Source organism: Streptomyces sp. V1I1, assembly GCF_030817355.1.
GTDB lineage: Bacteria > Actinomycetota > Actinomycetes > Streptomycetales > Streptomycetaceae > Streptomyces.
In genome coordinates, this window is record NZ_JAUSZH010000001.1 from 477309 (window position 1) to 498193 (window position 20885).

Here is a 20885-nt window from a genome sequence, read left to right on the forward strand (position 1 = left end):
GAAAAGGCGCACCCGTTCGGCCTCAGCCAACGGATCCCGGTTCCGCCTCGCCTCATCCGACTCTGCATGCTGGAAAAACAGTCGTTGACGGCCAGACAACCGGACCCTATGGTTTGCGGCACGCGGTCGGCGGTGTGACGCAGCCACCGTGACGAATCATGGATCGTTCAAGATCCAAAGGTTCGCGACGCGCCATGGCATAAGCGGAACCCGCAAAGCCACAGCGATTCGTCGACGGCCCCAGCGGTGCGGCCGCACTCCCCACTCCGCCATGAGATGGCGTAGATCCCCCTTTGCTCAGCCTGAAGTTGTCATCGCCCTATTCCCGCATGCGTGGAATTTCCCAGAGAGGCCGTGCCGAAATGACGCAGCCAACCACACCCATCAGCCGGCGGTCGATTCTGAGGACGGGAGCCGGTGCGGCGCTGGCGGTCCCGTTCGCGGGGAGCCTGCTCACCTCCTGCAGCATCAAGTCCTCCAATGCCGCACCGGCGAACAAGGCCGTGACGGTCACCTCGTACGGCGGCTCCTACAACGACCAGTTGACGAAGACCATCCTGAAGCCGTTCGAGAAGAAGACGGGCATCCGCTCGACGCTGCTCGCCAACACCAGCCTGGCGGCCCTGAAGACGCAGGTGCAGTCCGGCGACGTGCAGTGGGACCTGGTGGAGCTGACGGCTCCGGAGTACGTCCAGGCCGTCAAGGAAGGCCTGCTCGAGAAATTCGACTACGGCATCATCAGCGACAAGGGGCTGCCTTCCTACGCGAAGGCGGAGTACGGCATCAAGTACCTGAGCTTCCTGTTCGTGATGGCCTGGGACCAAAAGCACATCCCCGACGCGCAGGCACCGAAGAACTGGGCTCAATTCTTCGATCAGGGCAGATATCCCACCAAGCGTTCGGTGTACGGGCAGTTGTCGGACAGCTCGGTGCTGGAAGCGGCGCGGCTGGCCGAGGGTGTTCCGTTCGACAAGATCTATCCGCTGGATGTGGACGCGGCGCTGCGTTACCTGGCGCAGCACCCCGGACGCGACAAGCTGATCTACCACACGGCCAACCAGGAGCCGGTCCAGCAGTTGACCTCGGGTGAGGTCACGCTGTCGACCAGCTTCAACAACCGGATCAACGCCGCCCGCAAGGACGGGGCCCGGCTGAACTTCACTTCCTCCAACGCCGTCCTTGCCGGCGACTACTTCGTGGTCCCCAAGGGCGCGAGGAACAAGGAGGCAGCGTTCCGGCTGATGAACTTCATGAGCAACGATGCGGACGCCGGGGCCGACTTCGACCAGACGACGAACCTGACGCTGGCCAACACCCCCGCGCTCGCGAAGTTGCCCGCCGCGGTCGCCGACACTCTTCCCACCAGCCCGAAGATGGCGGACAGCATTCTCGTACGCGACGACACATGGTGGGCGGAGAACCTCAAGGCGACGGAGCAGAGGTTCAAGCTGTGGCAGGCGGGAAGCTGACGATGCCCCTCGCCGCCGCAGCGCCTGTGCAGGCCTGCGCCACGCCCCGCGGACGCGCCTTCCGCGTCCGCGGGGCGTGGTTGCTGCTCCTCGCGCCGATCGCCGCATTCGACGCCATCTTGTTTCTGACCCCGCTGGGGACACTCGTCTCCTCCAGCACGCACAACCAGGCCTACGAGCGGGTGCTGGGCGACCCGCTGGTGATCAGGTCGTTGATCAACACGCTCGAAATCAGCGCGGTCTCCACGCTCGTGACCATCGTGATCGGCTACCTGCTGGCCTGGGTGATCTGGCGCAGTAGCGCGCTCATGCGGGTCGTCCTGTTCGCCCTGGTGCTGCTGCCCTTCTGGACCGGTGTCCTGGTGAAGAACTTCGCCTGGGCGGTCCTTCTGCAGGACAACGGTCTGGTGAACGGAGCCCTGCAGGGGCTCGGACTCACCGACCATCCGCTGACGCTGCTGCACAACCGGTTCGCGGTCGTGCTCGGCATGGTCCACTACCTCCTTCCCTACGCCGTGTTCCCGATCTTCGCCGCGCTGGCCGCGATCGATAACCGGCTGGAGCTGGCCGCGCGTTCCCTCGGCGCGGGCGAGCTGTCGGTCTTCCGCCGGGTCATCCTTCCGCTCACCGTGCCGGGCGTTTCGGCCGCGGGGCTGCTGGTGTTCATCATCAGCACCGGCTTCTTCATCACTCCGGTCGTGCTCGGTGGCCCTGGGGATATGATGATTGCCAATCAGATCGACTTCTACGCCATGGAGTTGACCGACTTTGCCGGCGCCTCCGCGCTCGCGCTCGCGCTGACCGCCATCGTGAGCGTGCTCGTGGCGGTGTACCAGCGGATCCTCCGCGCAGGAGGTACCCATGAGGTCGGCTAATTCTCGGTTCTCCCCGGCGCTGCTGGCCGCCGTACCGGTTTTCGTGTTCCTCGTCGTACCCACCGCGATCGTGGTGCCGATGGCCTTCAACCACAGCCGGTACATCACCTTCCCGCCGGATCGGTTCTCCACCGACGCGGTCACCGGGTTCCTTACCGACACGGCCTGGATGTCGGCCGTACTGGCGAGCCTGCAGACCGCGGGAATCGCCGTGGTACTCGCGGTGCTGCTGGGCGGCAGCGCAGCCGTAGCCCTGCACGGGCGGCAGTTCCCGGGGCGGTCCGCAGTGACCGCGGTGATCCTCGCCCCGATGATCGTCCCACCCGTTGTGCTGGCGCTGGCCTTCTACCAGTTCTTCAACTCCGTCGCACTGGTCGGCACGATTCTTCCGATCGGCCTCGCCCACGCCGTGATCGCGACGCCGTACGCGTTCCTCACCGTCCGCGCCAGCCTTTCCGGCCTGAATCCGGCCCTGGTGCGCTCCGCGCAGAGCCTGGGAGCCGGCACACCGTCCGTGGCACGGTTCGTGTACCTCCCGGTCATCCGGCCCGGTCTCGTCGCAGGGGCGCTGTTCGCCTTCTCCGTCTCCATCGACGAGACGGTGATTGCGCTGTTCCTCCAGTCGCCGAGCGCGACCACGCTGCCGGTGAAGATGTTCACCGACATCCAGTACAACCTGACACCGAAGATCGCTGTCTCCTCGGCCATGTTGGTCACCGTCGCCACGGTCGGACTGCTGGTGCAGGTCTTCTTCATGCTCCGCCGCCGTTCCATCGCCCGGATGCTGCCGCTGACGGCGGCGGCCGCCGACCAGACAGGGTGAGTTCCATGACAACGTCCGCTACGCTCCCGACGGCTGCCTCGCCGGTGGTCGGGAATCAGGAAAACGGTTCCATCGAACTGCGCCGGGTGCGTAAGACCTACGGCGACGTCACCGCGGTCGACGACCTCGATCTGACCGTGCAGCCCGGCGAGTTCGTGACCCTTCTCGGTCCCAGCGGGTCGGGCAAGACCACGACCATGATGATGGTCGCCGGCTTCGAGGAACTCACCTCCGGCATGGTGCTGATCAACGGCGAAGGGGTCGACAAGCTCCCGCCGAAAGACCGCAACCTCGGTGTGGTGTTCCAGAGTTACGCCCTGTTCCCCCACATGAGCGCCCGGGAGAACGTCGAGTTCGCCCTGCGCATGCGCAAGGTCCGGCCGACAGAGCGGCGTCAGCGGGCCGAGGAGGCTCTCGAACGCGTCGGCCTGGCCAAGCTGGGCGACCGCCGCCCGCGCCAGCTGTCCGGAGGACAGCAGCAACGTGTCGCGCTGGCACGCGCCCTGGTCTTCAATCCGTCGGCACTGCTCCTGGACGAGCCGATGGCAGCGCTGGACAAAAGGCTGCGCGAGCAGATGCAGGAGGAGGTCAAGACGATCCAGCGGTCGCTGGGCATCTCCGTGCTGTTCGTCACCCACGACCAGGACGAAGCCATGTCCATGTCGGACAGAATCGTCGTGATGCGCGACGGGAGGATCGTGCAACAGGGCGCTCCGGAGGACGTGTACGCGCATCCCGCGACCGACTGGGTGGCCAACTTCCTCGGCGACACCAATCTCCTGCCGTGCAGCATCGTGGAACGCTCGGGCGACACAGCCGTCGTCGACCTCGGCCGGCTAGGGATCTGCCGAGTACGGGACCGCGGGGCCAAGGGCGATCGGTACGCGGTGTCCATCCGCCCGGAGCATCTGGCGTTCATTCCCGCCGAACGGGCGGAGAACAGCGCGAAGGGCCGAGTGGTGTCCTCCACCAATCTCGGCGCCACCATCCGCCACCGGCTGCGTGTGGGGGAACACGAGCTGCTGATGCGTGAGATGTCCCCGACCTCGCGCACTGCCGCCGAACTAGACGCGGACGTGTGCATTGGCTGGGACCAGGACCCCGCCCAGCTGCTCGTCCTCGACGCCTGACCCGGACACACCCGGTGGGATCGACATGCCTGCGGGCACGCGTCGCGCCGGGGCGAAATTTCTCTAGAAGGGTGGTACGACACGGCGCCAGCCTGATCCGAACGGCGTGAGCCCGCTGATCGCTTGGAGCGCGCGGTGATCTCCGCGCGCTCCAAGGGCCTCGTGCTTTGACCGCGTCCGCACCGACTTCTTCAGTTTGGTGGCGGCGACCAGCCGCGTGGTCTGCAGGCCGGCCGGCCTGGCAGCTGCTCGTCCAGGGTGAACTCGCCGTTGTCGATGGCCGCTTCGAGCCAGTCGGTCCGCCGCGCGGACCTTCGCGATGCCGCGGCGCGAGAGGGGCAGTCTTAAGCCGCGCCACGCGACGGGGGCGTCCCGTGAGTCCTTCGCAACCACTCGTTGAGGGCGACCAAGTCCGCTTCGGTGAGGCCCTGGTGGGGGTCGACGCGATGGAGCAGGGCTTGTCCTCGATGGTGTGCGGATACCCAGGCCCGATCGATATCAGTGATCTCATCGTCCACCCAGACGAATGAGCGTCCCGCTGCCCAGTCGACGAGGGCGCGGGTCTTCCAATGGAGTCCGTCCCGCCCATCCTGCTCATCCTGGTCGGACGGCTCCGGCCAGATCACCACTGCCAACTCCGGCAGGCCGATCCGCGGGGCGATGCACTCGTTCGCCTCGGCCATCCATGTTGTGGCCCAGACCAGATCGCACGGTAGCGCCGTCAATCGGGGCCCGAGCTTGGGATTGATCCTGGCCAGAAGGGGATTCGAGTCGGCCTCCCATGGTTCGGGACCCGCCGGACAGGTCGGATATCCGTCCGGATACTGCTGCGGCGCCGCGCCGAATGGAATGAGTGGTCCGTCGACATCGAGGAAGAGCAGTGGAGGCTCTGCAGAACCGGTCACAACTGCACGATAGCGGCTCATCCTGACAGGCTCGATGAGGAGGTCCGCCAAGGGCAGGAGGGACACCGCGCTTCGCGAGCCGAAGGTCGGGCGCCTATCGGCGAATGGCCCTCACCGCAACAGCGCCGCGAGCAGGTCACCGGGTCAGGACGGGCCGGACCGCACACGAGCCTCCTGCGCGCACGCGTCGGCCCCAGTCAGCCGCAGTTGCAGCCAGCAGGAGAGCCGGACGTCGGGGTGGTCAAGGTCGATCCCGAACAGCTCGCGGGCGCGGCGGAGCCGGTATTTGAGGGTGTTGGGGTGGATGGTCAGCCGTTTCGCGGCCTCGCCCACGTTGCCGACCGCGTCCAGCCAGATGGCGACTGACGCGGCGTAATCCGTGTCCCGGACGCGGTCGTGTTCGAGCATGGCATCGATGCCGGGATGGCGGAGCCGCGGCCGGCGGGCGAGCTCGTCGGCGAAGTGGAGCAGCAGCACCTGGGCGTGCGTCTCGGCGAGTCCCGCGACGGCCGGCGTGTCCGGCGACGCGGTGGTCACTCGGAGGATGTCGTCCACTTCGGCACGCAGCTCCGGCAGTTCCGCCGGTCCGCCCGCAGCGCGGCTGACGGCGGCGCGCAGCGGTATCTCCAGGATGCGGCCGAGTGCGGCGATGGCCTGCTCCGCAAGGCGGCGGGCCTCGGCGGGACGGGACTGCGGCAGCAGGGTGTAGACGGTACGGCCGACGGTGGCCACGGCCGCCTCGTCGTGCACGGCGGCCCAGTGCCGGGCGGCCGCGGCGCCCAGCCGGACGACCGCCGGGCCCGTTCGGTCGGTTCCGTACGCGGCCGGTGCGAACCCAAGGAGCATCAGCTGCGGCCGCTCGGGCAGACCGAGGTGGAAGCGGATCTCCTGCTCGGTCTGGTCGCCTCGCAACGCGGCACGCAGCGCGTCCTCGCGCGCCCGCAGGTCGAGCTCGGCCGAGCTGCGGCGGCGCAGCATGTGCAACGCCGCGAGTCGCGCGCCGTCCAGCAGCGCCCGGTTGCCCGCCGCGTCGAGCGGGGACACCCCCTCGATCGCCCAGATGGTGCCCAGCGGCAGGTCCCCCGCCCGGATGGCGGCGGCGGCACGCGGCAGTTCGTCGGGCGCGATGACCGGCAGCCGTACGGCTCCGGGCGCGGCCAGGACTTCCCGGTACTGGCGCACCTGCTCGGGATCGTCGGGGACGCGCCGCTCCAGGATTCCGCGTCGGCGCAGATCGTCGATCCGCTGGCCCGGGATCGACGAGTACGCGAGCACCCGGTGGTCGAGGTCCTCAATCGCCACGGAACCGCCGATGACCGCGGCGACGGCGTTGGCCAGAGCAAACAGCTCCTCGCTGGTGCCGCCGAGGCTCGGCAGGTTTGGCGAATCCGTCATCTCCATGGCCAGACCTTAGGCGATCGCGCCAACGACGGGGACCGGCGGCGGCCTCAGCATGGTGCGGAACCGATCCCCGTCCGGGAGCCGGCACGCGGCGGCCCGATGGCACGCAGCAACACCTATCAAGGAGAAGGCCCATGGTCCCCGGGACCGCGACGCCCGTCCGCCTCCCGTACGACGAGCCCTCGTACAACGATCTGCTCGGACTCTTCCCGCCCGGCACCGTCACCGCACCCGACGGGGGCCTACGCATCGGCGGATGCCATGTGGCCGAGCTGGCGGAGCGCTACGGCACCCCCGCCCTGCTCATCGACGAGGGCGCGCTGCGCGCCCGCGCCCGCCGCTACGCCGACGGGCTCGCCGCCCGTCGGCCGAACTCGGCGGTGGCCTTCGCCTCCAAGGCCTTTCCCTGCACGGCGGTCTACCGGCTGCTCGCCGAGGAGGGCCTCTCCATCGACGTCGCGAGCGACGGCGAGCTGGCCCTCGCCCTGGCCGGAGGCACCGACCCGGCGAAGGTCATCGTGCATGGCAACGCCAAGACCGACGACTACCTCCGCACGGCCGTCGAGACCGGGGCGGGCCTGGTCGTCATCGACAACTTCGACGACATCGACCGCCTGGAACGCATCCTCGCCGGCACCCCCGGCCGCGAGCAGCCCGTCCTGGTCCGAGTCACACCCGACGTCCGCCCCGACACCCACGAGGCGATCTCCACCGGCCAGCGCGGGTCGAAGTTCGGTCTGCTGCTGCCCCAGGCCCGCGAGGCGATCGCCCGGCTGCGCGGCAGCGACCGGCTGAGGCTGGACGGGCTGCATGTGCACGTCGGCTCGCAGATCCTCGACAGCGAACCGTTCGTCCAGGCCGTGGAGGCGGTGGCGGAGCTCGGCGACTTCGACGTGTACGACCTCGGCGGCGGCCTCGGCTCCCGCTACACGTACGAAGACCGGCCTCCGAGCGTCGAGGACTACCTGGACACCCTGACGGCCGCGGCCGACGCGCTGCTGCCCGCCAGTGCCCGCGTCATCGTCGAGCCCGGCCGGTCGATGGTGGCCGAGGCGGGAGTCTCGCTCTACCGCGTCGTCACGGTCAAACGTGGTGGTGGCGAGACCTTCGTCGCCGTGGACGGCGGCATGGGCGACAACCTCGAAGTCTCCCTGTACGGGCAGCGGTTCGAGGCCACGGTCGCCACGCGGGTGGGCGGCGGCGAACCGTGCCGGCTCGTCGGCAGGCACTGCGAATCCGGCGACACGCTGAGCGCCGGCGTACTGCTGGACGACCCGCGCCCGGGCGACCTGATCGCCGTACCCGTCACGGGCGCCTACACCTACTCCCTCTCCAACAACTACAACGGCTCCTGCCGGCCGCCGGTGGTCTTCTGCCACGACGGGCAGTCCCGCGCGGTGGTGCGCCGGGAGACCCACGCAGACCTGATGCGCCGCGACCTCCCCTGACGACGACTCCCCCCGCTCCCCGGAATGAGGCTGCTTTGAGACTCGACGTGACACTCCGCCACCAACTCCTGCGACGCAAGCCGGTGGAAGCGTTCCTCGCGGACGCCGAAGCAGCCGACGGCGGCGGCCTGCGCCGCACCGTGGGCGTCTTCCAGCTCACGATGATCGGCATCGGCGCCACGATAGGCACCGGCATTTTCTTCGCCCTCAACGCGGCTGTCCCCGAGGCCGGTCCCGCGGTCATCCTCTCCTTCGCCATCGGCGCGGTCACGGCGGCCCTCACCGCCCTGTGCTACGCCGAACTCGCCTCCGCCGTACCGGTCTCCGGGTCGTCGTACTCGTATGCCTATGCCACGCTCGGCGAGTTCGCGGCCTACGCGGTCGGCTGGTGCCTGCTGCTGGAGTACGCCGTCTCCGGCGCGGCCATCGCGGTGAGCTGGGGCCAGTACCTCAACGACCTGACCCAGCGCCTCTTCGGCGTGCAGATGCCGGCAGCCATATCCGCACCACCCGGCGACGGTGGCTACCTCAATCTGCCGGGCGCCGTACTGGTGTTGCTGTGCTGCGTACTGCTGGTGCGCGGTGCCAAGGAGTCGGCGATGGTCAACACCGTGATGGTGCTGCTCAAGCTGGCGGTGCTGGCGCTCTTCGTGGTGCTGGGTGTCACCGGCTTCGACTCGGCGAACCTGCACCCCTTCGCCCCGATGGGCATGGCGGGCATAGGCGCCGCGGCCTCCACGGTCTTCTTCTCCTTCATCGGTCTCGACGCCGTCTCCACGGCCGGCGAAGAGGTACGCAACCCCCGCCGCACGCTTCCACTGGCGATCATCTGCGCACTCCTCGTGGTCACCACGGTGTACGTGCTGGTGGCCCTGGTGGGCGTCGGCGCCCAGCCGTGGACGGCGTTCGCGGGCCAGGAAGCGGGCCTTTCGGCGATCCTGGCGAAGGTCACCGGGGCCGGCTGGCCAGGGGTGGTCCTCTCGGCGGGCGCGGTGCTCTCCATCGTCAGCGTCACGCTCGTGGTGCTGTACGGACAGACCCGCATCCTGTACTCCATGGGCCGCGACGGAATGCTCCCCGCCGCCTTCCACCGGGTCGACCGCCGCACCGGCACCCCGGTGCTGGGCACGGTCATCGTGGGTGCGTTCGTGGCCCTGATGGCCGCGGTGTTCCCGCTGGACATCTTGGCGGACCTGACAAGCCTGGGCACGCTGGTGGCCTTCACCGTCGTCTCGGCCGGCGTGATCATCCTGCGCCGCAGGGCGCCCCATCTGGAACGCGGCTTCAAGGTCCCGGGCTACCCGGTGGTGCCGGTGCTGTCCATCGCCTTCTGCGGCTACCTGCTCTACGGACTACCGCTGCCGGCGTACGCCATGTTCGCCTGCTGGATTGCTGTGGCCCTGGCGGTGTATGTGCTGTACAGCCGCCACCACTCGCGGCTTCAGGCGCAGATGGCGAAGGACGAGGGCGAGCCTGAATCAGCGACCTTGACGCCCTGACGGGCCATGCCGCCCGACTGCGGCCGACGGCTTCCCCTGGGCGGGGCCCGTCGGCCGCTGTGGCGCCCAGCCGCCGGTCAGCACATCTTGTAGTCGACCCTTGTCGAGTTGTAGGAGCAGGTGTCGACCTTGGTCCCGTTCGCCCTCTTCAGGGTGGCGGTGTCCTTGTCGTTGTTCCACACGTACCACGCGCGGCCCTGGTAGCGGTTGGCCGCGGTGTTGGTGCCCTTGCCGGTGCGCACCGTAACCGTCTTGCCCCTGGCGAGCGTGAAGGTGCCGAAGGTGTACTTGTGGTTCTTCGCATCGACCAGCACCCAGCCCTTCAGACTGACCGCACCGCCGGTGGTGTTGCGGATCTGCACGTACTCCGCGTTCAGGCTCGAGTTGGCGCCACGGTCCGAGCCGGGGCTGTCGTAGTAGATCTTGTACAGATGGACCGAGCCGGCCGCCTGCGCGGGCGAAGGCAGGGCGATGAGGCCGGCGAAGGCCGCGATGGTCGAGGCAATTGCTATGGAGCGGGTACGGAGCATGAACGTCCCTCGGGGTCAGGCCGGGCACCCCCCAAATTGGGCCCAGCAAGGCGCCAATAATAGGACTATCCAGCCCGTCTGTGGCAGGAGTTGAAAAACTGGGACAAGCCACGGTCGCGTGCGGCGAGGCCGGGGAAGTCGCCGGGCAAGGCGAGCGCGGGGCCTGCGTGAAGAAGGCCCTGATCGCTGGCCATAATCACTCGATGCAACACAGGCCCCGCCCCCGCCGATCCTCCACCGAGCTGTCCGGCAGAGACAGGCTGGCCTCCCTGACCGGGCTGCGTTTCTGGGCGGCTCTACTGGTGGTGCTGTACCACCTGTCGCGGCAGGTCGGCCGGATACCCGGGGCCAGCGAGGCCGTCTGGTACGGCCGCACCGGAGTGACCTTCTTCTTTGTACTGTCCGGATTCGTCCTGGCATGGACGTACGACGGCAAGCAGGTTCCCACGCAGGTCTTTCTCTGGCGGCGCTTCGCCCGTATCTGGCCGCTCCTCGCGGCCACGACTGTGCTGTCCGTCGGGGTCTGGGTCGCGCTGGGCAAGGCGGTGTCGGCCAAGGCCGTGGTCGCGTCGCTGCTCCTCATCCATGCCTGGATACCGGACAACGCCGTACTGAAGGGCGGAAACCCGGCCGCATGGTCACTCAGCGACGAGGCATGGTTCTATCTCGTCTTCCCGCTGCTGATGGCCCTCCCGGCCCTGCGTTCAGCCCGCGGCCGCCGCCGGATCCGGGTCATGGCCTGTGTGGGCACCGTCCTCGTGTGGCTGAGCGGATCCCTGATCGTCGACCCGAGCCTGCGGGTCTGGGCCCTCGACTATCTGCCGTTGACCCGCACGCTGCAGTTCCTCCTCGGCGTCGTGGCCGGCCTCGCGGTGGCCCGCGGCCGGCGGCCGCCCATCGGTCTGTGGCCCGCCGTGGTACTGACCGTCGGCTGGCACCTCGCGCTGGTGCCCTGGTCTCAGGCCGTTCCCGACGCCCTCTGGTACAGCCCGTACCAGGCCTCGCAACTGCTCTCCGCGCCCGTCTTCGCGCTGCTTGTGGCAGCGGCCGCCCGCGCGGACCTGGACGGCCGGAGGACCGGTCTCGGCGGAGCATGGGCAGTGCGGCTGGGGCACTGGTCGTTCGCCTGGTACCTCATCCACGAGATCGTCATCCGGGTGTGGTTGGGGAGGTACGGACGCCCGGAGGACGTACTCGGCACAGCCCAGGTGTGGTTGGTGGTGATCGTGGCCAGTCTGGCCCTTTCCGCATGCGCCTATCACTGGGTGGAGCACCCGCTCGAGCGCATGCTCCGCAGTGCCGGCCCACGTGTTCCCACAGGTGACAGCCGCGTTCCCGAACCGCGGGCGGGCGCCGGGATGGCATGACGTGTTCTCGCCGCCATCAGAACCGGCGGACCGGAGCCCGAGGCGTCAGCCGTCCACCGGCAGACCGCGAGGCTCCTTGATCCGCTTCATGACGATCTGCGAGTTGACCTCTGTGACACCGGACAGCGCGGTCAGCTTCTCGATCCACAGCCGCTCGTACGCGCGCAGATCCGCGACCGCGATACGCAGCAGGCATCCCGGGCTCCCGAAAAGCCGGTACGCCTCGATGACGTCGGGGATGTCCTGGAGGCCGGCCTCGAAGGCCTCGACCACCTCGCGATCGCGCTTCACCTCGATGGAGACGAGGACTTCGAAGCTCCGGCCTACCGCCTCCGGGTCGATCACCGCGCGATAGCCCTGGATCACCCCGTCCTGCTCCAGTTGCCGGACACGGCGCATGCACGGCGAGGGGGTCAGACCCACCCGCTGCGCCAGCTCCTGATTGCTCAACCGTCCATCGTTCTGAAGCTCACGCAAGATATCTCGGTCAATTCCATCCATGGCGCAATTATCCACCAGCTCGTGTTGCAATGAAGTCAAAATGAGCGATCATATTGCGGGGCAAGGCTCCTATCATTGCGTTCGACTGCTCCGGCATCCCCGGGTCAGCCATGGGGCGCAGCCCGGCCAGGGCCACGAGCGAGGCCGGGCAGCGTGCCTCGCCAAAATTCGCCGCCACACCTGCGGCACGAACAAGGAATGAGGCGCTGTGGGACGGGTCGTCGTCATCAGCACCGGCGGGACGATAGCCAGCCGCTGGCAAGGTTCAGGGTTCGCCGCCGACGCGGGTGGCCAAGAGGTCATGGCGACCGCCCCGTTGCCCGAGGGCGTCACCGTCGAGGTCGTCGATCTGTTCAGCGTGAACAGTCCGCGCCTCACCACCGCTCACCAACTCACCCTGCTCCACACGGTGCACGAGGTGCTCGCCGACCCCGGCGTGCAAGGCATCGTCGTCACCCACGGCACCGACACCCTGGAGGAGTCGGCGTTCCTGGTCGACCTCCACCACGACGACCCGCGCCCGGTCGTCTTCACCGGCGCCCAGCTTCCGCTCGACGCGGCCGACGGCGACGGACCCGGCAACCTCCACGACGCGCTGCTGACCGCCGCGACGACGCGCGGTCTCGGGGTACTGGTCGCCTTCGACGGCAAGGTGCACTCCGCCCGCGGCACCGTCAAGACGCAGACGCTCGCCGCCGACGCCTTCGGCGACCCGTCCGGCGCCCGCATCGGAAACGTCGGCTTCGGCCGGATCTCCGTACTGCGCCACCCCCAGCGCCCGGCCGCGCTGGCCCTGCCCGGCATGCCGGACACCCTGCCCCGCGTCGACATGGTGATGCACCACGCCGACGCCGACCCGCTGCTGCTGAACGCGGCCGTGAACGCGGGGGCCCAAGGGATCGTCCTGGTCGCCACCGGCGCCGGCAACGCCACCCCCGAGATCGTCGACGCCGTCTCCGCCGCCACCTCCCGCGGTGTGCTCGTCGCCCTGACCACCCGGGTCCAGGCCGGGCCGGTCACCGAGATCTACACCCACGGCGGCGCGGTCGACCTCGTGGCCGCGGGTGCCGTGCCGACCGGCACACTGCGGGCCGGCCAGGCCCGGATCGCCGTGCTCACCGCACTGCTCGCCGCCACCGGTCCGCATGAGCGGGAACGGGTACTGCGCCACGCGCTCGGCGAGGCCATGTCCGCCGGCGCCAACCCGTCGGCCGAACTGGTCCAGGCATAGACGAGCGGGGCACGGCGGCACAGATCTGCCCTGCCGCGCTACGGTTCCACCAGTCGCGGAAGGCACACCCGGAAGGCCGTGTGGCTGGGGCGGCTGGTCAGATCGACCCGCCCGCCGTGCGCGGTGGCCACCGCGTGGGTGATCGCCAGCCCCAGGCCCGTACCGCCGACGCTTCTCGCCCGGCCGTCATCGGTCCGTACGAACCGGTCGAAGACCTCGGACTGCAGCCCCTCGGGCACACCTGGCCCGTCGTCCTGGACGAGGATTTCCACCTCGTCCTCCCGCTCCACGAGGCGGACGGTGACCTGGGTACCCGCCGGTGTGTGCGTACGGGCGTTTGCGAGCAGATTGGTGAGCACCTGCTGCAACCCCCGCTCGTCGCCCCGCAGCACCACCGGTTCCTCCGGCAATTCCATGATCCAGCGGTGGTCCCGTCCGGCGGCGCGGGCGTCACTGACCGCGTCGAGCACCAGCCGGGTCAAGTCCACCGGTTCGCTGGCCAGCGGGCGGCCGGCGTCCAGCCGGGCCAGCAGCAGCAGGTCGTCCACCAGCTCGCCCATCCGCACCGACTCGCACTGGACCCGGCCGAGCCGCTGCCGTACCTCGTCCGGGATCGGCGCCTGGCTGCGCAGCGCGAGCTCCGCGTGGCCGCGAATCGAAGCAACCGGGGTGCGCAGTTCATGGCTGGCGTCGGCGGCGAAGCGGCGCAGCCGCTGCTCGCTGGCATGCCTGCGCGCCAGCGAGTCCTCGACGTGCTGCAGCATCCTGTTGAACGCACTGCCGACCCGGCCCACCTCGGTCCGCGGATCGGTGTCCGGCACGCGCTGCGGCATGGCCACTTCGCCGCCACCGAGTGGAAGCTGGGCAACCCGGGAGGCGGTCGCGGCCACCCGCCGCAGCGGGCGCAGCGAGAGCCGCACCCAGAGAGCGCCGGCGACACCGGCAGCGAGCAGAGCCCCGCCGAACACCACTGCCTCGACCAGTTGCAGCCGGCGTACGGTCTCCTCCACCGGTCGCAGCGGCAACCCGGTGATCAGCACATCGCCCGCCGGGCCGCGGATTCCCATCACTCGGTACTCGTCCAGCGCGGAGAGGTGGACGCTGCGGCCCTGGCCGTCGGCGGGCACCCGCACCAGGTTCTCGCGGTCGGACGCGCTCAGCGGCACGGAGATCTCGGTCCGGTCGCGGACCACGGCGGCCTGGGTCACCGACCCGTCCAGAACGCAGGCGCCGAAGGTGCCCGTGGACTGCCCGCGAGTGTCGGGGCCGGACGCGGACGCCTTTGACGCCTTGGCAGGATCCAGGCTGGCCGGGAAATGGCCGCCGACCGCCGTCAGTTGCTGGTCGAGCCGACGTACGAGAAAGCCTTCCAGAGCAGCGGTCGTGGCGACGCCGACCGCCAGGCAGCTCAGAGCCAGCAGCACCACCAGGCCGAGGGTGAGCCGCACCCTGAGGCTTCGGGCGGACGGTATCGAGAGACGTTTCATCGCACGTCCGGCTTGAGTACGTAGCCGACTCCGCGCACCGTGTGGATCAAGGGGGTGCGTCCGGCGTCGATCTTCTTGCGCAGGTAACTGATGTAGAGCTCGACCACATGGGCCTGGCCGCCGAAGTCGTAACTCCACACGCGGTCCAGGATCTGTGCCTTGCTGAGCACCCGCCGCGGGTTGCGTATCAGGAAACGCAGCAGTTCGAACTCGGTGGGCGTCAGATCCACCACCTGTCCGGCGCGCGACACCTCGCGGGCGTCCTCGTCCATCACCAGGTCGCCGACGGCCAGCAGTTTGCCGGTGTCCGGCGTACGCGTCATTCCCGCGCGGCGCAGCAGCCCGCGCAGCCGGGCGAGTACCTCCTCCAGGCTGAACGGTTTGGTGACGTAGTCGTCGCCGCCTGCGGTGATCCCGGCGATGCGGTCCTCCACGGCGTCCCGCGCGGTCAGGAACAGCACGCACACCCCCGGCGCCGCGGCGCGCAGCCTGCGCAGGACCTCCAGACCGTTGATGTCGGGCAGCATCACGTCCAGCACCACCGCATCGGGATGGAACTGCGAGGCGGTGGCCAGCGCGTCCTCGCCGGTGCCGGCTGCTTTGACCTCCCAGCCCTCGGAACGCAGGACGTCGCAGAGGATGCCGGCCAGGTCGGGTTCGTCGTCCACCACAAGCACTCGCGCCGGCGTGCCGTCGGGACGACGCAGAGCGGCCGGTGCGGCGGCAGAGGCGTCGGCCATGGGCCTGTCGGTGAGGGCGGGCGCGGACGCTGTGGAGACGTCGTCGGTCGCGGGAGTGGCGTGCGTGTCCATGGTCCTCGCAGTATCCCGCCCCAACCTCTGTGTTTCCTCTGAGTCCTCCGGTCGACCCCGGCGAGGGCCCGTCTTCAGAGGAAACACAGAAATTCCGCTGCCAGGGTGAGCCACCGGCCGGTTCCGGGGCCCTGGCGCCCACGGAATCCCAGGCCGACACCCGGAGTCCAGCTGAAGGGGAGCCTTGATGACCACCGTCCAGCACACCGGCGCGGCCACGTCCGTGCCGCGACACGCGTCGCCGCCGACACGACGGCCGTGGCGGCCGCCTGCCACGGCCGTCCTGGTGGTGATCCACGCCGGTGCGGCGGCGGTACTCGCTCTGTGGTGGCGGAACACGCCCTCGGTCGTCGGCATCGACGGCTGGCTGACGGGCGCCGGCCGCATCACCGGACTCCTGGCCGGCTATGCCTGCGCCGTTCTGCTCGCGCTGATGGCGCGGATCCCGGCGCTCGACCGGGGCGTGGGCAGCGACCGGCTCGCCCGCTGGCATGCGATCGGCGGGCGGTACACCGTCTCCCTCGCCCTCGCTCATACGCTGCTGATCATCTGGGGGTACTCCATCACCTCCAGCACCAGCGTCGTGGACATGACGACGACCCTGGTGCTGCGGTACCCGGACGTACTGAAGGGCACCATCGGCATGCTGCTGTTTGTCGTGGTCGGCGCTGTGTCAGCCAGGGCCGCGCGTCGCCGCCTCAGCTACGAGACGTGGCACTACCTGCACTTCTGCACCTATCTCGCGGTCTATCTGGCCTTCTTCCACCAGCTGTCGAACGGTGCCGACTTCATGGCGGACCGTCCTGCGCGGCTGGCCTGGTACACGCTGTACCTCACAGTTGCGGCGCTGCTGCTGCGGTACCGCTTCCTCAGCCCGCTGCTGCGGGCGCTGCGCCACCGCCTACGAGTGGCCGAGGTCCACCCCGAAGCGCCCGGAGTGGTGTCCGTGTACCTCACCGGCGAGAAGCTGGACCGCCTCGGCGCGGAGCCGGGACAGTTCTTCCGCTGGCGCTTCCTCGCCCCGGGAATGTGGTGGGCCGCCAACCCGTACTCGTTGTCCGCTCCGGCCGACTCCCGCTATCTGCGGATCACGGTCAAGGAGGCCGGCGGCCACAGCCGTGCGGTGGCCCGGCTGCGGCCCGGTACCCGGGTGTGGGCCGAGGGGCCGTACGGAGGTTTCACAGCAGCGCGCCGCAGCCGGTCCAAGGTGCTGCTGCTCGCCGGCGGCGTCGGCATCACCCCGCTGCGCGCGCTGTTCGAGACTCTGCCCGGCGAAATGACCCTGCTCTACTACGCCCGCCGCGAGGAGGATCTGGCGCTGCGCGGGGAGTTGGACGAGATAGCCGCCGCGCGCGGTGCCCGGGTGCTCTACGCGATCGGTGAGGGCGCGGGGCATTCCCTGCCGCTGACGGCGGACGCGTTGCGCGACGCGATCGGGGACCTGGCGGACCACGAGGTCTACCTGTGCGGGCCGCCGGGGATGACCGCGGCCGCCAAGAGCGCCCTGCGGGACGCCGGGGTGCCGGGTCGCCACATCCACCACGAGTCGTTCGAGTTCTGAGGAGGTACCGCTGTGAGCCGAGCCGTACTGGCAACCACGGCGACAGTCGCCGGCGTGGTGCTGATGCTGTCACTGAAACCGCACCAGAGTCCGACCGCCGCGTCCGCGCCGCCGGTCACACCGCCGGTCACGCCGTCCACCACCGGCACGCCCGACGACGGGCCGACGGGCGGCAGCCCCTCGGCCAACCGGGACCCCGGCCGCCTGTCAGGCACTTTCACCGGGGACACCGTCACCACCGCCCAGGGACCGGTGCAGGTCAGGATCACCATGGGCCAGGGCAGGCTGACCGCGGTGGACGTCCTGCAGGGAGTGCACGAGCGCGGCCCCAGCGCCGAGGCCGTGCCGCGACTGACCCAGCAGGCACTGGCCGCGCAGAACGCACAGATCGACGCCGTGTCGGGCGCCACCTTCACCAGCGAGGGCTACATCTCCTCCCTGCAAAGTGCGCTGGACCGGGCCCGTGGGTGAGGACCGGGTCCTGCGCCATGTGGAGCATGCGATGGGCACCGTGTTCTCGTTCGCCGTCCGGAGCGAGCCGACCCGCGCAGTGACCCGGGCGATGGCCGACGCGGTGGCCTGGCTGCACCGGGTCGACGCGGTGTTCTCCCCCTATCGCACTCACAGCCAGATCAGCCGCCTCGGGCGGGGTGAGCTGACCGTCGGCCAGTGCGACCAGGAGGTGGCCGAGGTGCTCGATCTGTGCCGGACCGCCACCCGCACCAGCGGCGGACGGTTCAGCTCGACGCCCGGCGGGCGCCTCGACCCGTCCGGCATGGTCAAGGGCTGGGCGGTGGAGCGAGCTTCACAGATCCTCTACGAGGCGGGCGCCCGGCACCACTGCCTCAACGGTGGTGGCGACATCCAGGCAAGAGGTGAGGCCGCGCCCGGCCGGCCCTGGAGTGTCGGTGTCGCCCATCCTCTGCACCCCGGCGACCTCACCACCGTGGTCCGCGGCCGTGACCTGGCGGTCGCAACATCCGGCACCGCCGAGCGGGGCCACCACATCGTGGACCCGCACAGCGGACGGCCGGCGACCGGGCTGGTCTCGATCACCCTGGTCGGACGGCACCTCACCGAGGTGGACGCCATGGCCACCGCCGCGTTCGCGATGGGCGACGACGCCCGCGAATGGATCCAGTCGCTCGACGGCATCGAGGCGTTCGCGGTCACCGCTGACGTCCGCGTCTGGTGGACGCCCGGCTTTGCGGAACACGGCCTGATTCCGGCCCGCGGCTCACAGTCAGAGGCGGCGTAGCCGCGCGGCGATTCCGTGCCCGACCAGCAGGTAAATTGCGGCGGGCAGGCCGTAATTAAGGAGGACGCGAAGGCCATCTGTGTCCATTGTGAAAATGTCCTGTGACCACCAGGCCAACCAGTCCGCCATTCCCTCCACAAACTCGACAAAGACGTTCGCCTGGTTGGCTTCGAGCAGGTAGAGCAGGATCCACATGCCCAGGAATACGGCGGCGATGTCCGCGATTGTGTGGATGACCAGGGCCGCCCGTCGCGCGGCGGAGCCGTCCCCGCCGCGTGCGTAGCGGTGGTTGGCGCCCTGGTTGAGGTCGTATCGCTGGTTGCCGCCCTGGTTGAGGTCGTATCGCTGGTTTTCCGGCAGGGGTTCGGTATTACTCACTGGAGTCCCAATCTCACGCGTACACCGCCTCGACGGCACGGAAGAGCGGCCACCGCACGGCGCTACCTCCCCCACAGGAGAAATCCCGGCCGTGGCCGCATAAGGGTCGCTGTCCGCTTCCCTATTTGGAACTGCGTCGCACGCGGATGACGCGTTACACGGTCACCGCGATACGTCCGATATCGACGGCTACGAGAATTCCTCAACACCACCATCGACTTGGAACGGCTGACACCATGTGCCAGTCCAGAGCTCGCGCCGGACCCGGGTCCGGCCCAACCTGGAATCAGCCCCTCGATCTACAAGGCCTCGTGTACGAAGGAGCTGACAGCCATGACGACGCCTCCAGCGGCGTACGACCCGGTGAGAGTGGATGCGGCGCTGGAAGCACCGCTGTCGCGCTGGTTGTGGCTGGTGAAATGGCTGCTCCTGATCCCCCACTACGTTGTGCTGATCTTCCTGTGGATCGCCTTCATGCTGGTCAGCGTGGTCGCGTTCTTCGCCATCCTGATCACGGAGCGCTATCCGCGGCCGCTGTTCGACTTCAATGTCGGCGTGCTGCGCTGGACCTGGAGGGTCTCTTACTACGGGGTACGGAGCGCTGGCCACCGACCGCTACCCGCCGTTCAGTCTGGGCGCGGAGCCCGACTACCCGGCCCGGCTGGACATCGCCTACCCGGAGCGGCTGTCGCGCGGCCTTGTCCTGGTGAAGTGGTGGCTGCTCGCCATCCCTCACTACATCGTGATCGGCTTCTTCGTCGGCGGGTACGGCTCCGGCTCGTGCGGCGGTGGGCTTGTCTTCGTGCTGGCCATCATCGCCGCCGTCATCCTCGCCTTCACCGAGAAGTACCCCAAGGACCTGTTCGACCTCATCATCGGGCTCAACCGCTGGGTGCTTCGGGTTGCTGCCTACGCGGGCCTCATGACCGACACGTACCCGCCCTTCAGACTGGACATGGGCGGTTCTGAACCGGCTGCCGGCCATGACCGCGGCGCTGGTGGGCGGTTTTTCTGACCGGCCTTTCTGATCGTCCATAAGCTGCTGCACCTGACACCTGTTCGGATGGGCGTTCGAGGGTGTATGAAGGTGCCACCCATTCGTAGTGCTCCCCGAGGGCGTCGGCCATGCCCGCGAAAACGAAGATGAGATCAGCTACAGCCATACTCGCGATGCTGACGGCCGCACTCACCCTTGCCGTGTCGGGGTGCCAGGGCGGCGAGGGTACGCAGACGCCGGACGGCCGGTCCCCGTCCGCCGGCGAATCCGCTCCCGGCTCCCACATCCTCGCGGTCAAAATCGACAACGTCGCGCCGGCCCGGCCCCAGACAGGGCTCGAAAAGGCGGACATCGTCTACGTAGAGCAAGTTGAGGCGGGGCTCAGCCGGATACTCGCCGTCTACTCCTCCCAGCTGCCGCCCGTCGTCGGCCCGGTGCGCAGCGCCCGTGAAAGCGACCTGGAGCTGCTCCGGCAGTTCGACCGGCCGACCCTCGCCTTCTCCGGGGCACAGACCAAGCTCTTGCCGCTCATCGAGGCAGCTCCTGTGGACGCACTTCCACCGGAGAAGGCACCGGACGCGTACTTTCGCAGCCGGGACAGAGCCGCCCCGCACAACCTCTATCTACGACCCGAGCGCGCCCTGCACGACCCGCCCGGTGTGAACGCCGCCAAGTACGCCGGCTTCGGCTTCGGTCCCCCGCCGCCGGGCGGCAGACCGGTGACCGAGTACAGCGTCCGCTATCCAGCCGCACGCTTCGGCTTCACCTGGTCGGCAGCCCGGCAACAGTGGCTGGTGGCGATGGACGGGGCCCCCTCCCGCACACCGGCAGGGCGGCAGTTGGGAGCGGCCACCGTGGTCGTGCAGTATGTGACCGTGCGCCCGTCGCGCTTCCACGACCGAGGGGGAAACACGTCTCCGTACACCGAGACCGTGGGCTCCGGCACCGCGCTCGTCCTGCGCAACGGCAAAGCACACGAGGCCCAGTGGGAACGTGGCAATGCCGAGTCCGGGACAGCATTCACGACGCCTGACGGCAGGTCCATGGCCTTCGTCTCGGGACAGATCTGGATCGTGTACGCGCCTCGCTGACTCGGGGCCGGTCGCGGTTCGATGCTTGCCATCCTGTACGCCTATAACGGTGCGGGCCGCGCGTCGTCCCGGAAGCGCACGATGGGGCGGGTACCGGCGTGGCGCGGAGTACTGAGAGGCGG

19 protein-coding genes and 1 pseudogene are annotated in these 20885 nt (G+C 69.0%); 13 read left to right on the top strand and 7 right to left on the bottom strand.

The window, feature by feature from the left end; genetic code table 11:
* Positions 1-362: 362 nt before the first annotated feature.
* The 4 genes from QFZ67_RS02400 to QFZ67_RS02415 are packed head-to-tail and all read left to right on the top strand — an operon-like array spanning position 363 to position 4297.
* Positions 363-1469 carry an extracellular solute-binding protein gene (locus QFZ67_RS02400; protein ID WP_307659418.1) on the top strand — a complete coding sequence of 369 codons (1107 nt, stop codon included), beginning with the start codon at positions 363-365 and terminating at the stop codon, positions 1467-1469.
* Entirely contained in the window at positions 1451-2344 is an 894-nt protein-coding gene (locus QFZ67_RS02405) for an ABC transporter permease (RefSeq protein ID WP_307659419.1), read from the top strand. Before QFZ67_RS02400 ends, QFZ67_RS02405 begins: the two co-directional genes overlap by 19 nt.
* Positions 2331-3167, top strand: a complete 837-nt coding sequence (locus QFZ67_RS02410; RefSeq protein WP_307659420.1) for an ABC transporter permease — start codon at positions 2331-2333, stop codon at positions 3165-3167. The genes QFZ67_RS02405 and QFZ67_RS02410 overlap by 14 nt, the downstream gene beginning before the upstream one ends.
* 5 nt (positions 3168-3172) lie before the next feature.
* Positions 3173-4297, top strand: a complete 1125-nt coding sequence (locus QFZ67_RS02415) for an ABC transporter ATP-binding protein (RefSeq protein ID WP_307659421.1) — start codon at positions 3173-3175, stop codon at positions 4295-4297.
* Between the two features lie 344 nt (positions 4298-4641).
* On the opposite strand, the gene QFZ67_RS02420 is transcribed toward QFZ67_RS02415, so the two are convergent.
* Positions 4642-5202, bottom strand: coding sequence for an HAD domain-containing protein (locus QFZ67_RS02420; RefSeq protein WP_307665705.1), 561 nt, complete (start codon positions 5200-5202; stop codon positions 4642-4644).
* Positions 5203-5346: 144 nt separating this feature from the next.
* Positions 5347-6597: a CdaR family transcriptional regulator gene (locus tag QFZ67_RS02425; protein WP_307659422.1), complete on the bottom strand. Its 1251-nt coding sequence runs from the start codon at positions 6595-6597 to the stop codon at positions 5347-5349.
* A 140-nt stretch (positions 6598-6737) separates the two neighbouring features.
* Here QFZ67_RS02425 and lysA point away from each other — a divergent pair, with 140 nt between their 5' ends.
* Positions 6738-8051, top strand: a complete 1314-nt coding sequence (lysA, locus tag QFZ67_RS02430) for a diaminopimelate decarboxylase (RefSeq protein ID WP_307659423.1) — start codon at positions 6738-6740, stop codon at positions 8049-8051.
* A gap of 35 nt (positions 8052-8086) precedes the next feature.
* The gene (locus tag QFZ67_RS02435) at positions 8087-9550 is read left to right on the top strand and encodes an APC family permease (RefSeq protein WP_307659424.1); all 1464 of its coding nucleotides are present in this window, start codon (positions 8087-8089) and stop codon (positions 9548-9550) included.
* A 77-nt stretch (positions 9551-9627) separates the two neighbouring features.
* Here the strand turns inward: QFZ67_RS02435 and QFZ67_RS02440 are convergent, their stop codons facing one another.
* Entirely contained in the window at positions 9628-10080 is a 453-nt protein-coding gene (locus tag QFZ67_RS02440) for a lamin tail domain-containing protein (protein WP_307659425.1), read from the bottom strand.
* 203 nt (positions 10081-10283) lie between these two features.
* Here QFZ67_RS02440 and QFZ67_RS02445 point away from each other — a divergent pair, with 203 nt between their 5' ends.
* Complete coding sequence (locus tag QFZ67_RS02445) at positions 10284-11447, top strand: acyltransferase (protein WP_307659426.1); 1164 nt, start codon at positions 10284-10286, stop codon at positions 11445-11447.
* Between the two features lie 45 nt (positions 11448-11492).
* Here the strand turns inward: QFZ67_RS02445 and QFZ67_RS02450 are convergent, their stop codons facing one another.
* Positions 11493-11948 (bottom strand): Lrp/AsnC family transcriptional regulator, encoded by a 456-nt coding sequence (locus QFZ67_RS02450; RefSeq protein ID WP_307659427.1) that lies wholly within the window; start codon positions 11946-11948, stop codon positions 11493-11495.
* Positions 11949-12156: 208 nt separating this feature from the next.
* On the opposite strand from QFZ67_RS02450, the gene QFZ67_RS02455 reads away from it, so the two are divergent.
* Positions 12157-13179, top strand: a complete 1023-nt coding sequence (locus tag QFZ67_RS02455) for an asparaginase (RefSeq protein WP_307659428.1) — start codon at positions 12157-12159, stop codon at positions 13177-13179.
* A gap of 38 nt (positions 13180-13217) precedes the next feature.
* Here QFZ67_RS02455 and QFZ67_RS02460 read toward each other — a convergent pair whose 3' ends face one another.
* Positions 13218-14666 carry a cell wall metabolism sensor histidine kinase WalK gene (locus QFZ67_RS02460; protein ID WP_307659429.1) on the bottom strand — a complete coding sequence of 483 codons (1449 nt, stop codon included), beginning with the start codon at positions 14664-14666 and terminating at the stop codon, positions 13218-13220.
* Entirely contained in the window at positions 14663-15406 is a 744-nt protein-coding gene (locus tag QFZ67_RS02465) for a response regulator transcription factor (protein WP_307665706.1), read from the bottom strand. Before QFZ67_RS02465 ends, QFZ67_RS02460 begins: the two co-directional genes overlap by 4 nt.
* A 259-nt stretch (positions 15407-15665) precedes the next feature.
* On the opposite strand from QFZ67_RS02465, the gene QFZ67_RS02470 reads away from it, so the two are divergent.
* From QFZ67_RS02470 to QFZ67_RS02480, 3 genes are read left to right on the top strand one after another with little or no spacing between them, the layout of a single operon-like run.
* Positions 15666-17039 carry a ferredoxin reductase family protein gene (locus QFZ67_RS02470; protein ID WP_307659430.1) on the top strand — a complete coding sequence of 458 codons (1374 nt, stop codon included), beginning with the start codon at positions 15666-15668 and terminating at the stop codon, positions 17037-17039.
* 12 nt (positions 17040-17051) lie between these two features.
* The gene (locus tag QFZ67_RS02475) at positions 17052-17510 is read left to right on the top strand and encodes an FMN-binding protein (RefSeq protein WP_307659431.1); all 459 of its coding nucleotides are present in this window, start codon (positions 17052-17054) and stop codon (positions 17508-17510) included.
* 31 nt (positions 17511-17541) lie between these two features.
* Positions 17542-18297, top strand: coding sequence for an FAD:protein FMN transferase (locus tag QFZ67_RS02480; protein WP_307665707.1), 756 nt, complete (start codon positions 17542-17544; stop codon positions 18295-18297).
* Here the strand turns inward: QFZ67_RS02480 and QFZ67_RS02485 are convergent.
* On the bottom strand, positions 18283-18675 hold the full coding sequence (locus QFZ67_RS02485) for a hypothetical protein (protein ID WP_307659432.1): 393 nt from the start codon (positions 18673-18675) through the stop codon (positions 18283-18285). The two genes, QFZ67_RS02480 and QFZ67_RS02485, sit on opposite strands and share 15 nt — an antisense overlap.
* A 333-nt stretch (positions 18676-19008) precedes the next feature.
* Between QFZ67_RS02485 and QFZ67_RS02490 the strand changes: the two are divergent.
* A pseudogene (locus tag QFZ67_RS02490) lies at positions 19009-19690 on the top strand (DUF4389 domain-containing protein).
* Positions 19691-19845: 155 nt separating this feature from the next.
* Positions 19846-20763, top strand: a complete 918-nt coding sequence (locus QFZ67_RS02495) for a DUF3048 domain-containing protein (protein ID WP_307659433.1) — start codon at positions 19846-19848, stop codon at positions 20761-20763.
* Positions 20764-20885 lie beyond the last annotated feature (122 nt).